At 60.7% G+C, this 11,989-nt stretch carries 10 protein-coding genes; 9 read left to right on the plus strand and 1 reads right to left on the minus strand.

The window, feature by feature from the left end:
• Positions 1 to 9 precede the first annotated feature (9 nt).
• The 9 genes from algG (at position 10) to EPZ47_RS24405 (ending at position 11,015) form a co-directional block, all read left to right on the plus strand.
• Positions 10 to 1,599, plus strand: coding sequence for a mannuronan 5-epimerase AlgG (gene algG, locus EPZ47_RS24360; RefSeq protein WP_135847063.1), 1,590 nt, complete (start codon positions 10 to 12; stop codon positions 1,597 to 1,599).
• 11 nt (positions 1,600 to 1,610) lie between these two features.
• Complete coding sequence (locus EPZ47_RS24365; RefSeq protein ID WP_135847064.1) at positions 1,611 to 3,059, plus strand: alginate O-acetyltransferase; 1,449 nt, start codon at positions 1,611 to 1,613, stop codon at positions 3,057 to 3,059.
• 23 nt (positions 3,060 to 3,082) lie between these two features.
• Entirely contained in the window at positions 3,083 to 4,207 is a 1,125-nt protein-coding gene (locus EPZ47_RS24370) for a mannuronate-specific alginate lyase (RefSeq protein ID WP_135848064.1), read from the plus strand.
• Between the two features lie 220 nt (positions 4,208 to 4,427).
• The gene (locus EPZ47_RS24380) at positions 4,428 to 5,993 is read left to right on the plus strand and encodes an MBOAT family O-acyltransferase (protein WP_135847066.1); all 1,566 of its coding nucleotides are present in this window, start codon (positions 4,428 to 4,430) and stop codon (positions 5,991 to 5,993) included.
• A gap of 11 nt (positions 5,994 to 6,004) precedes the next feature.
• Entirely contained in the window at positions 6,005 to 7,180 is a 1,176-nt protein-coding gene (locus EPZ47_RS24385) for an alginate O-acetyltransferase (protein ID WP_135847067.1), read from the plus strand.
• Between the two features lie 14 nt (positions 7,181 to 7,194).
• Positions 7,195 to 7,860, plus strand: a complete 666-nt coding sequence (locus tag EPZ47_RS24390; RefSeq protein ID WP_135847068.1) for an alginate O-acetyltransferase AlgF — start codon at positions 7,195 to 7,197, stop codon at positions 7,858 to 7,860.
• 217 nt (positions 7,861 to 8,077) lie between these two features.
• Positions 8,078 to 9,529 (plus strand): mannose-1-phosphate guanylyltransferase/mannose-6-phosphate isomerase, encoded by a 1,452-nt coding sequence (locus EPZ47_RS24395; RefSeq protein WP_135847069.1) that lies wholly within the window; start codon positions 8,078 to 8,080, stop codon positions 9,527 to 9,529.
• A gap of 162 nt (positions 9,530 to 9,691) precedes the next feature.
• The gene (locus EPZ47_RS24400; protein ID WP_135847070.1) at positions 9,692 to 10,156 is read left to right on the plus strand and encodes a multidrug transporter; all 465 of its coding nucleotides are present in this window, start codon (positions 9,692 to 9,694) and stop codon (positions 10,154 to 10,156) included.
• 34 nt (positions 10,157 to 10,190) lie between these two features.
• The gene (locus tag EPZ47_RS24405; RefSeq protein ID WP_135847071.1) at positions 10,191 to 11,015 is read left to right on the plus strand and encodes an SDR family oxidoreductase; all 825 of its coding nucleotides are present in this window, start codon (positions 10,191 to 10,193) and stop codon (positions 11,013 to 11,015) included.
• Positions 11,016 to 11,123: 108 nt separating this feature from the next.
• Here the strand turns inward: EPZ47_RS24405 and EPZ47_RS24410 are convergent, their stop codons facing one another.
• Entirely contained in the window at positions 11,124 to 11,987 is an 864-nt protein-coding gene (locus tag EPZ47_RS24410) for an efflux RND transporter periplasmic adaptor subunit (protein ID WP_135847072.1), read from the minus strand.
• Between the last annotated feature and the right edge of the window lie 2 nt (positions 11,988 to 11,989).

The raw sequence follows: 11,989 nt of genomic DNA on the forward strand, positions 1-11,989 counted from the left end.
GTGCCCGATATGAACCGCTACCTCAGGAACAGCCAGGCGATGAAAGGTTCGATCAGCCTGTTGGTCGCAGCGATGCTGCTGGCCGGCTCGCCGGCGTTCGCCAACGTTGAACCGGTGGTCAAGCCGGGCAACGTGGTCAAAGGTCTGCAACAAGCCAAGACCTACACCGTCAGCAGCGCACCGACCGCACCACTGGAACTGGCCAAGCCGACCCTGCCCGACCTCACCGGTTTCACCGCCGAAGCGGTCGCGAAGAAAATCGTGCGGACCAAGCCCGGCAAGGTCAGTGTGCGCCGGATGATGCAGGAAAACGCCTTGAAGGACTTCATCGGCGGCGACAACAAGATGGCCGAGTGGGTGGTGCGTCAGCACGGTATCCCACAGGCCATCTTCGTCGACGATGGCTACATGAACCTCAAGGACCTGGCCAAGAAAGTACCCAAGTACGTCATCGAAACCTCGCCAGGTATCTACCTGGCGAGGATTCCGATCGTGGTCGGCCAGAAAGGCATCCTGGAAATCGACAAACAGACCCAGGAACTGCGCCTGTCCCAGGAGGGCGGCGCGTTCCTGGTCAACGATGGCCAGATGTTCATCCGCGACACCAAGGTCACCGGCTGGCGCGAAAAGGAAAATGGCCCCGCCACGTTCCGCTCGCCCAAGGAATTCCGTCCGTTCCTGCTGTCGTGGGGCGGTACCGAGACCTACATCGTCAACACCAAGATGGCCAGCTTCGGCTACGCCAACAGTAAGTCGTACGGGGTGAGTATTTCCCAGTACACGCCGAACATGGCCAAGGTCCTCAAGCGCCCCGAACCGACCGGCTGGATCATCGGTTCCGAGTTCTCGGACATGTGGTACGGCTTCTACTGCTACGAGACTCGTGACTTTGTGGTCAAGGGCAACACCTACAAAGACAACATCGTCTACGGCATCGACCCCCACGACCGTTCCCATCGGCTGATCATCGCCGACAACACCGTCTACGGGACCAAGAAGAAGCACGGGATCATTATTTCCCGTGAGGTCAACGACAGCTTCATTTTCAACAACCGCAGCTACGACAACAAACTCTCGGGCCTGGTGATCGACCGTAACAGCGTGAACAACCTGATCGCCTACAACGAGATCTACAAGAACCACACCGACGGCATCACGCTCTATGAGAGTGGTGACAACCTGCTGTGGGGCAACAAAGTGATCAGCAACCAACGCCACGGCATCCGGATTCGTAACAGCGTGAACATCCGCCTCTACGAAAACGTCTCCATGGCCAACGGCCTGACCGGTGTCTACGGCCACATCAAGGACCTGTCCGACACCGACCGGGACATCAAGCTCGACCCGTTCGATGCCCAAGTCTCGCTGATCGTGGTCGGTGGTGAATTGGCTGCCAACGGCAGCGGCCCGCTGTCCATCGACTCGCCCTTGAGCGTTGAGCTGTACCGCGTGTCCATGCTCGCGCCGACCAAATCCAGCGGCATCAGCTTCACGGGAATCCTCGGCGAGCGCCAGGATGAAATTCTCGACCTGCTGGTGCGCCAGCAGAAAGCCGTGCTGATCGACCCTGTCGAACGCCAGACCGAATTGCGGGACTGAGGATGACCTTTATGAACCCACAAATGATCAAACTTCTGGGCCTGTCCGCCCTGACTGCCGGCATTCTCGCCGCTACCAGCGGCGCGCGCGCCGACGAAACCAAGGCACCGACCTTCACCGCCGAACCGTGCTGCAACCTGTGCCCAGCGGCCCACGATGCGAAGAACTACACCACGCGTTATCAGCAGAACTTCACCACGCTGGTGCAGGCCCAGGGTGACTGGCTGTTCCGGACCCAGGAAGACCTGCGTACCGAATTCAACACCACCCCGGCCGGCTACAAGCGCATGCAGCAGCTGCACGATGCGTTCAAGGAAAAAGGCATCGAGCTGGTACTCGTCTACCAGCCGACCCGTGGCCTGGTGAACCGCAACAAGCTCAATCCACAGGAAAAAGCCGCTTTCGACTACGAAAAGGCCCTGGGCAACTACAAGTCCATGCTCGGTCGTTTCGCCCAGATGGGTTATGTGGTGCCGGACCTGTCGCCACTGACCAATGAAAGCCTGCCCGACACCCTGCCGGCCCACGACTTCTACTTCCGTGGCGACCAGCACTGGACGCCGTACGGCGCCCAGCGCACCGCCAAGATCGTCGCCGAGAACGTCAAGCGCATCCCGGCCTTCGCCGACATTCCCAAGCGTGAGTTCGAGACCAAGAAGTCCGGCCGCATGGGCAAGACAGGCACCCTGCACAACATGGCCGGGCAGCTGTGCGGCACCAGCTATGCGATCCAGTACATGGACCAGTTCACCACCGAGCCTAAAGGCGAGGCTGGCGACGGCGACCTGTTCGGCGATTCCGGCAACCCGCAGATCACCCTCGTGGGCACCAGCCACAGCGGTAAGAACTACAACTTCGCCGGCTTCCTGGAAGAAGCCATCGGCGCCGACATCCTCAACGTTGCCTTCCCTGGCGGCGGTCTGGAGGGCGCGATGATCCAGTACCTGGGCAGCGAAGAATTCCAGAAGAATCCACCGAAGATCCTGATCTGGGAATTCTCGCCGCTCTATCGCCTGGACCAGGAAACCATCTACCGCCAGATGATGGCGCTGCTGGACAACAACGGTTGCGAAGGCAAGCCGGCACAGATGAGCAGCAAGACTGCGCTCAAGCCTGGCAAGAACGAATTGATGGTCAATAGCAAGAATATGGACCTGCGTAACGGCAGTCACCAGATCGACATCCGCTTCGCCGATACGTCGGTGAAAACCTTGCAAGCCACCCTCTGGTACATGAATGGGCGCCACGAGGATATCAAGATCGAAAAACCGGATACCTCGGAAACTGACGGACGTTTCGCCTTCCAATTGCGTACTGATGAGGACTGGGCTTCCCAGACCCTGCTGGCTGTAGAAGTCCAGGGGCCTGAAGCCGGTAAGGAGCCACTGCAAGTTGAGGCGAAAGTCTGCAAACGCAACGTATCTCCGCAAGCCGAACAAACGGCTCAAATCGGACAATGAGGTCTCGTCTCATGACTAGAACCATGCGCACCCGAACGTTGAAAACGCTGCTGGCGCCGTCCCTGCTGACCCTGGCGATATTCGCCGGGGCCACGCAGGCGGCAGCCCCGCTGCGCCCGCCACAGGGTTACTTCGCACCGATCGAAAAGGTCAAGACGGGCGACGCGGCCCAAGGCTGCGACGCGACACCAACACCCTATACCGGCTCCTTGCAGTTTCGCAGCAAGTACGAAGGCTCCGACAAGGCCCGTGCAACCTTGAACGTGCAATCGGAAAAAGCCTTCCGTGACAGCACCGCCGACATCACCAAGATCGAGCGCGGCGTCAGCAAGCAAGTGATGCAATTCATGCGTGACGGTCGCCCCGAGCAACTGGAATGCACCCTGAACTGGCTGACTGCCTGGGCCAAGGCCGACGCCTTGATGTCCAAGGACTTCAACCACACCGGCAAGTCCATGCGCAAATGGGCCTTGGGCAGCATGGCTTCGGCCTATGTGCGCCTGAAGTTCTCCGAGTCCCGCCCACTGGCCAATCACCAGGAACAGGCACAACTGATCGAAGGCTGGTTCAGCCGGATGGCCGATCAGGTGGTCAGCGACTGGGACAACCTGCCACTGGACAAGACCAACAACCATTCCTACTGGGCCGCCTGGTCGGTGATGGCCACCTCTGTGGCGACCAACCGTCGCGACCTGTTCGACTGGGCCGTCAAGGAATACAAGGTCGGTGTCAATCAAGTCGACGCCGAGGGCTTCCTGCCCAACGAGCTCAAGCGCAAGCAACGGGCCCTGTCCTACCACAACTATGCCCTGCCGCCGCTGGCGATGATCGCCAGTTTCGCCCAGGTCAACGGCGTGGACCTGCGCCAGGAAAACAACGGTGCCCTCAAGCGACTGGGTGACCGGGTGCTGGCCGGGGTGAAAGATCCGGACATCTTCGAAGAGAAGAACGGCGACGAACAGGAAATGAAGGATCTGAAGATCGATTCGAAATTCGCCTGGCTCGAACCGTTCTGCAGCCTCTACACCTGCCCCGCGGATGTGCTGGAGCGCAAGCATGAAATGCAACCGTTCAAGACTTTCCGCCTCGGTGGGGACTTGACCAAGGTGTATGACCCTTCGTGGGAAAAAGGTGAAAAAGGAAGCTGATGCCGTATCCCCTGCCTGGCAGGGAACCTTGTGGGAGCGGGCTTGCTCGCGAATTCGGTCTGTCATCCAGCAATGATGTCGACTGATACACCGCCTTCGCGAGCAAGCCCGCTCCCACAGGGCAGTGTCAGACATGAACTGTGTTACGCCCCCCGGTTTTCATGGGGGGGTTTGGGGGGGCTCTGGCCCTTGACTGTTGATTCAACATGGAGAGATCGGGATGGTATTTTCATCCAACGTGTTCCTGTTTCTGTTCTTGCCGATCTTTCTCGGCTTGTACTACTTGAGCGGGCAACGCTATCGCAACCTGCTGCTGCTGCTCGCCAGCTATGTGTTCTATGCCTGGTGGCGGGTGGATTTCCTGGCACTGTTCGCCGGCGTAACCCTGTGGAACTACTGGATCGGCCTGAAGGTCGGCGCCGCTGGCGTGCGCACCAAACCGGCCCAACGCTGGCTGTTGCTCGGCGTGGGCGTGGACCTGTGCATCCTGGGCTACTTCAAGTACGCCAACTTCGGCGTGGACAGCCTCAACGCGATCATCACCGGCTTCGGTTTGAATCCGTTCATCCTGACCCACGTGCTGTTGCCGATCGGGATCTCGTTCTACATCTTCGAGTCCATCAGCTACATCATCGACGTCTATCGCGGTGACACCCCGGCGACCCGCAACCTGATCGACTTCGCAGCGTTCGTGGCCATTTTCCCGCACCTGATCGCCGGCCCCGTGTTGCGTTTCCGCGACCTGGCCGATCAGTTCAACAACCGCACCCACACCCTGGACAAGTTCTCCGAAGGCTGCACGCGCTTCATGCAGGGCTTCATCAAGAAAGTGTTCATCGCCGATACCCTCGCCGTGGTGGCCGACCATTGCTTCGCCTTGCAGAACCCGACCACGGGCGACGCCTGGCTCGGCGCCCTGGCCTACACCGCACAGCTGTATTTCGACTTCTCCGGCTACAGCGACATGGCCATCGGCCTGGGCCTGATGATGGGTTTCCGTTTCATGGAAAACTTCAAGCAGCCCTACATCAGCCAGTCGATCACCGAGTTCTGGCGGCGCTGGCACATCAGCCTGTCCACCTGGCTGCGTGACTACCTCTACATCACCTTGGGCGGTAACCGCAAAGGCACGCTGATGACCTACCGCAACCTGTTCCTGACCATGCTGCTCGGTGGTCTGTGGCACGGTGCGAACATCACCTACGTGATCTGGGGTGCCTGGCACGGTATGTGGCTGGCCATCGAAAAAGCCGTGGGCATCAACACCACGCCACGCAGCATCAACCCGATCCGCTGGGCGCTGACGTTCCTGCTGGTGGTCATGGGCTGGGTGATTTTCCGCGCAGAGAACCTGCACGTGGCCGGTCGCATGTACGGCGCCATGTTCAGCTTCGGCGACTGGTCGCTGTCGGAACTGACCCGCGCCAATCTCACTGGCCTGCAAATCGCTACGTTGGCGGTGGCCTACATCACCCTCGCCTTCTTCGGCCTGCGGGACTTCTACACCAATCGTCCGCCGGTCAAGACCAAGCCTGAAGTGAGCACCGAGGCTGATGGTCCGGCCACTGCACAACCGGGTCTGATCAAAGCCGTGCCGGGTGAAAATCCGACGAATATCCATGAACCTGGCTACACCGTTGGCGTCGAAGCCCAGGTGCAACCGGCCTACTGGACCGCGGACTGGTCACGCTACGCGATGCGCGCCCTGGTGCTGCTGTTGTTCATCGCCTCGATTCTCAAACTCTCGGCGCAAAGCTTCTCGCCGTTCCTTTACTTCCAGTTCTGAGGGATCTGAACATGACCCGCTCATTACGCATCTTTTACATCGCACTGTTCATGCTGATCCTGACAGCACTGGGCATGTGGTCGATGCGCAGCTTCTTCGGCTTCAGCACCAACCCCGACGCGACCGTGCTTAACGGTCGCTGGGCCAAGGCCGTGGAAACTCACTACGACGAAGAGTTCCCGATCAAGCGCCTGGGTACCAACATCTGGGCGGCGCTGGACTACAAGCTGTTCAACGAAGGCCGCAAAGGCGTGGTCCTGGGCCGCGACCAGTGGCTGTACAGCGACGAGGAGTTCAACCCGATCGTCAATGAAGATTTGAACCTGCAAGGCAACTACGCGCTGGTCGAAGGCGTACGCCAGAAGCTCAAGGAACAAGGCATCACCCTGGTGATGGCGATCCTGCCGGCCAAGGCGCGCCTGTATCCAGAACACATGGGTGAAGTGAAGCCGTCCAGCATTCACACCAACCTCTACCAGGACTTCCACGCTCGCGTGGCGGCAGACAAGATCATCGCCCCTGACCTGCTCGGCCCGCTGCAACAGGCCAAACAGAACGGCCAGCAAGTGTTCCTGCGCACCGACACCCACTGGACCCCGGAAGGCGCGCAAGTGGCCGCCGAGAACCTGGCCAAAGCCATTGCCGAGAAGACGCCGCTCAACGGTGAGCCGCAGCGCTTTATCACCACGCCTGCAGAAAAAATCACCCACAAGGGCGACCTGCGCCAGTTCCTGCCGCTGGACCCATTGTTCGAAAACCTGATGCCTGCCCAGGAGCCACTGGTCAAGCGCAACACCCGCGAAGCCGACGATCAGCCGGCCAGCGATGACGCGTTGTTTGCCGACGCCCAGGTGCCTGTGGCCCTGATCGGCACCAGCTACAGCGCCAACCCCAACTGGAACTTCGTCGGTGCACTCAAGCAAGCCCTGCACAGCGACGTCGTGAACTACGCCGAAGACGGCCATGGCCCGATTCTGCCGATGCTCAGCTACCTCAAGAGCGACGCCTTCAAGAACAGCCCGCCACAGGTGCTGATCTGGGAGTTTCCTGAACGTTATCTGCCCGTGAACAACGAAATCGGCGACGCCGACCCGCAGTGGGTCGCAGAGCTCAAACAAGCCGGCGCACGTCAACAAAACGTAGCCGCCAACACCCAATCCGAGACGCCCGACCGGGCGCAAAACTGAAAGAGAGGTCCACCATGACTTTCAACACTACTCCTCGCCGTCTCGCTGCTCGCTCCTTCAAGGCCATTGCCCTCGTCGCCAGCATGAGCGCCCTTTCCCTGTCGGCCTTTGCAGGTGATTCGGCCCTGTACGGCCCAGTCGCGCCAAAAGGCTCGAGCTTCGTACGTGTCTACAACGCCAGCAACGCCGAAGTCAGCGCCACCGTTGGCAGCACCAACTTGAGCGACGTGGCTCCGCTGGCCAGCAGTGACTTCAGCTTCATGCCTGGCGGTGACTACAGCGCCAAGGTCGGCAGCCAGACCGTTCCGGTTAAACTGGCCCCCGATCACTATTACACCCTGGTCAACAACGCCAGCGGCCAGCCTCAGTTGATCGAAGAACCACCGTTCAAGAACAAGCAGAAATCCCTGGTCCGTGTGCAGAACCTCACTGACAAGGCACTGACCCTCAAGACCGCCGATGGCAAGACCGAAGTGGTGCCGAACGTAGCGGCCAAAGGTCGTGGCGAGCGTGAAATCAACCCAGTGAAGGTGACCCTGGCGCTGTTCGAAGGCGACAAGAAAGTCGGCGACCTCAAGCCAGTGGCCCTGGAACGCGGCGAAGCGGCCGTGCTGTACGTCACAGGCAGTGGCAGCAGCCTGTCGCCAGTATGGGTGAAACGCCCGGCGTCGACCCGCTGATGAATTCGCCTGATTGACGTTGTCCCCCTGTGGGAGCGGGCCTGCTCGCGAATACGGTCGCACATTCAACATTGATGTTGGCTGAACCACCGCTTTCGCGAGCAAGCCCGCTCCCACCCTGAATCGGGGTGTCATTCGGGCACGGAACAATAACAAGAGAGTGAAACGACAGAACGCAGTAGCTCTAAAACCATTTCGATTTGTAGGAGTAACAAACATGATTCCGGTGATCTTGTCAGGTGGTAGCGGCTCACGTCTTTGGCCGCTTTCGCGCAAGCAATTCCCTAAACAGTTCCTGGCCCTGACCGGCGAACACACCCTGTTCCAGCAGACCCTCGAGCGCCTGGTGTTCGAAGGCATGGACACGCCGATCGTGGTCTGCAACAAAGACCACCGGTTCATCGTCAACGAGCAACTGAGCAATCGCAAACTGGAAGTCCAGCGCATCCTGATGGAACCGTTCGGGCGCAACACCGCGCCGGCCGTGGCGCTGACCGCGATGATGCTGGTCAATGAAGGTCGCGACGAGCTGATGCTGGTGCTGCCGGCCGACCACGTGATCGAAGACCAGAAAGCCCTGCAACGCGCCCTGGCCCTGGCCACCGTGGCCGCCGAGCGTGGCGAAATGGTGCTGTTCGGCGTACCGGCCACCAAACCGGAAACCGGCTACGGCTACATCAAGTCGACCAACGATGCGCTGCTGCCTGAAGGTGTGAGCCGCGTCTCGCACTTCGTTGAAAAACCCGACGTCAAGCGCGCCACCGAGTTCGTCAACGCCGGCGGTTACTTCTGGAACAGCGGCATGTTCCTGTTCCGCGCCAGCCGTTTCCTCGAAGAGCTGAAAAAGCACGACCCGGACATCTACGACACCTGCCTGCTGACCCTGGAGCGCAGTGAGCAGACCGCAGACACCATCACCTTCGACGAAGCCACCTTCGCCTGCTGCCCGGACAACTCCATCGACTACGCCGTGATGGAAAAAACCCAACGCGCCTGCGTAGTGCCGCTGTCGGCTGGCTGGAGCGATGTCGGCTGCTGGGCGTCGCTGTGGGAAGTCAATGAAAAAGACAGTAACGGCAACGTCACCAAAGGCGACGTGGTCATCCAGGACAGCCGCAACTGCATGATCCACGGCAACGGCAAACTGGTGTCGGTGATCGGCCTGGAAAACATCGTGGTGGTCGAAACCAAGGACGCCATGATGATCGCCCACAAGGACAAGGTCCAAGGCGTGAAGCAGATGGTCAACACCCTCAACGCACAGGGCCGTACCGAGACCCAGAACCACTGCGAAGTCTATCGTCCATGGGGTTCCTATGATTCGGTGGACATGGGCGGTCGCTTCCAGGTCAAGCACATCTCGGTCAAGCCGGGCGCGTGCCTGTCACTGCAGATGCACCACCACCGCGCCGAACACTGGATCGTGGTCAGCGGCACCGCCGAAGTGACCTGCGACGAGAACGTGTTCCTGCTCTGCGAAAACCAGTCGACCTACATCCCGATCGCATCGGTTCACCGTCTGCGCAACCCGGGCAAGATCCCGCTGGAAATCATCGAAGTGCAGTCCGGCAGCTACCTGGGCGAAGACGACATCGAGCGCTTCGAGGACATCTACGGTCGTTCCACCCCGGTTGAGCGCGGCGTGTCGGTGAAAACCATCGCGCAGTAACGATCAGCCACACGAGAAGCCCCCATCCAGCCCACTGCGTCCCCTATCTGCAGTGGGTTGGGTGGGGGCTTTTTTTTGAGACGCGCCATGGACGAACATCATCGCTTCAACATTGCCGGTTCCCTTAGGTAGGATGTGCCTACGGTATCGGAGACTTCAACCATGCTTATCGGCGTCTTGCTGGTCATCACCTGGCTCATCCTGTTGTTGCGCTATCCAGCCAAGGCGCTGCCGGTGTCCCTGGCGGCGTTCATCGGGCTTGGCCTGGTGGCCGCGTGGGTGCTCTGGCAGGAAAACCGTGAAACCCGACAGGTGGAGCGCCTGGAACTGCGCATCACGTACGCCCCCGAACACTGCCCCGCCGATCGTCCACTGCTGCTGAACATGAACAACGGCAACGACGTGCCGCTGACCGAACTGCATTGGCGGATCGCCGCTTACGCGCCCGGCGATACCATCAACCTGGCCGACACCCCCTACACAGCGCCCCGCTACCGGGGTCCGGGCGAACTGCAAGCCGGCGCCAGTTGGCAGGACTGCCTGCCCCTGCCGCCGCTGCGCCCTGGCTATCGCCCGCAAACCCTGGAGTTTCGCGCCGAGCGATTGCAAGGTAGCTTCTCCAACTGATTGCCCTCCTCCCTTTTTGCACAAGGAATGCGCCATGCCCGTCGCGTTGATTACCGGATGTTCCAGCGGCATCGGCCGCGCCCTCGCCGACGCCTTCAAGGCCGCTGGCTACCAGGTCTGGGCCAGTGCGCGCAAAGTTGAGGACGTGGCAGTGCTCAGCGCTGCCGGGTTCACGGCGGTGCAATTGGACGTGAATGACGGCCAGGCCCTGGAGCAGTTGAGCGAGCGAATCAACCAGCAACACGGTGGCCTCGATGTGCTGATCAACAATGCCGGCTACGGCGCCATGGGGCCGCTGCTGGACGGCGGCGTACCGGCCATGCAGCGCCAGTTCGAGACCAACGTATTCGCCCTCGTCGGCGTAACCCGTGCACTGTTTCCGGTGCTGCGCCGGACCAAAGGCCTGGTGGTGAACATCGGCAGCGTTTCCGGTGTGCTGGTCACCCCGTTTGCCGGCGCCTATTGCGCCTCGAAGGCAGCGGTGCACGCCCTGAGTGATGCGCTGCGCATGGAACTGGCGCCGTTCGGCATCCGCGTGATGGAAGTCCAACCCGGCGCCATTGCCTCCAGCTTCGCCAAGAATGCCGGCCATGAAGCCGAACAGCTGATCAGCGAACAATCACCCTGGTGGCCCCTGCGCGACGGCATCCGCGCCCGGGCCAAGGCCTCCCAGGACAAACCAACCCCCGCCAGCGAATTCGCCACTGGCCTGCTCAAGGCCGTACAACAACCCAAACCACCGCGCCTGCTGCGCCTGGGCAATGGCAGCCGGGCCTTGCCGTTGATGGCCGGATTGCTGCCCAAGGGCTTGCTGGAGAAAGGGTTGATGAAGCGGTTTGGCTTGGGTGGGTCACTTTGATAGCTATGCAGCGATGCGATTGTCGCGGCCACCTCGAAAACTGTGGGAGCGGGCTTGCTCGCGAAGGCGGTGGCACAGTCAACATCAATACTGAAATAACCAGCGATCTCAGCGCTCGCCCTGGGGCTCGACCACCACTGTGCAGGTCATCCCCGCCGCCAGCAGCACACCCTGCGGCACTTCATCAAGATGAATCCGCACCGGCACCCGCTGGGCCAGGCGCACCCAGTTGAAGGTCGGGTTGACGTCGGCGATCAGCTCGCGACTTTCGGGGTTGTCGCGGTCGTAGATGCCGCGGGAGATGCTCTCCACATGCCCCTTGAGCATTTCCCCGCTCATGAGCTGCAACTGCGCCGCATCGCCGATCCGCACCTTGGGCAACTTGGTCTCTTCGAAGAAGCCATAGACCCAGAACGAATTCATGTCCACCACGGCCATTTTCGCCTCGCCGATGCGCGCATAGTCGCCACGGTGCACGTTGAGGTTAGTGACGTAGCCGTCCACCGCCGCGCGGACTTCGGTGCGCGCAAGGTTCAGCTCGGCCGCCTCCAGTTGCGCCTGGGCGTTCTGGTAATCGGCCAGGGCCGAGTCGGCGATGTTGCTGGCGTCGTCGCGGTTTTCCCGGGAGATCACCAGGCTGTCCAGGTCGGCGCGGCGATGGGCGTTGATCTTGCGCATTTCCCAGGTGGCCTTGCGCGACGCCACCAGGGCGCGCGCCTGTTTGACCGCGATGCGGTAATGCTCGGGGTCGATGCGCAGCAGCAGGTCGCCCTTTCTTACGGTTTGGTTGTCGCGCACCGGCACCTCGACCACCTCGCCACTGACATCGGCAGCGACGTTGATGATGTCGGCCCGCACCCGGCCATCGCGGGTCCAGGGGGTGTTCATGTAATGCACCCACAGCGTACGGCCGATCCACAACGCCAAGGCCAGCACCAACAACGTCGCCAGCAGGCTGAAAAACTTTTTCATCG

The sequence above is a fragment of the Pseudomonas viciae genome, from assembly GCF_004786035.1.
Classification (GTDB): Bacteria; Pseudomonadota; Gammaproteobacteria; order Pseudomonadales; family Pseudomonadaceae; genus Aquipseudomonas; species Aquipseudomonas viciae.

What these genes read in the sequence shown, in the direction of transcription:
- algG (WP_135847063.1), top strand. Translation starts at nt 10, where the DNA reads ATGAACCGCTACCTCAGGAACAGCCAGGCGATGAAAGGTTCGATCAGC.
- EPZ47_RS24365 (WP_135847064.1), top strand. Translation starts at nt 1,611, where the DNA reads ATGAACCCACAAATGATCAAACTTCTGGGCCTGTCCGCCCTGACTGCC.
- EPZ47_RS24370 (WP_135848064.1), top strand. Translation starts at nt 3,083, where the DNA reads ATGCGCACCCGAACGTTGAAAACGCTGCTGGCGCCGTCCCTGCTGACC.
- EPZ47_RS24380 (WP_135847066.1), top strand. Translation starts at nt 4,428, where the DNA reads ATGGTATTTTCATCCAACGTGTTCCTGTTTCTGTTCTTGCCGATCTTT.
- EPZ47_RS24385 (WP_135847067.1), top strand. Translation starts at nt 6,005, where the DNA reads ATGACCCGCTCATTACGCATCTTTTACATCGCACTGTTCATGCTGATC.
- EPZ47_RS24390 (WP_135847068.1), top strand. Translation starts at nt 7,195, where the DNA reads ATGACTTTCAACACTACTCCTCGCCGTCTCGCTGCTCGCTCCTTCAAG.
- EPZ47_RS24395 (WP_135847069.1), top strand. Translation starts at nt 8,078, where the DNA reads ATGATTCCGGTGATCTTGTCAGGTGGTAGCGGCTCACGTCTTTGGCCG.
- EPZ47_RS24400 (WP_135847070.1), top strand. Translation starts at nt 9,692, where the DNA reads ATGCTTATCGGCGTCTTGCTGGTCATCACCTGGCTCATCCTGTTGTTG.
- EPZ47_RS24405 (WP_135847071.1), top strand. Translation starts at nt 10,191, where the DNA reads ATGCCCGTCGCGTTGATTACCGGATGTTCCAGCGGCATCGGCCGCGCC.
- EPZ47_RS24410 (WP_135847072.1), bottom strand. Translation starts at nt 11,987, where the DNA reads ATGAAAAAGTTTTTCAGCCTGCTGGCGACGTTGTTGGTGCTGGCCTTG.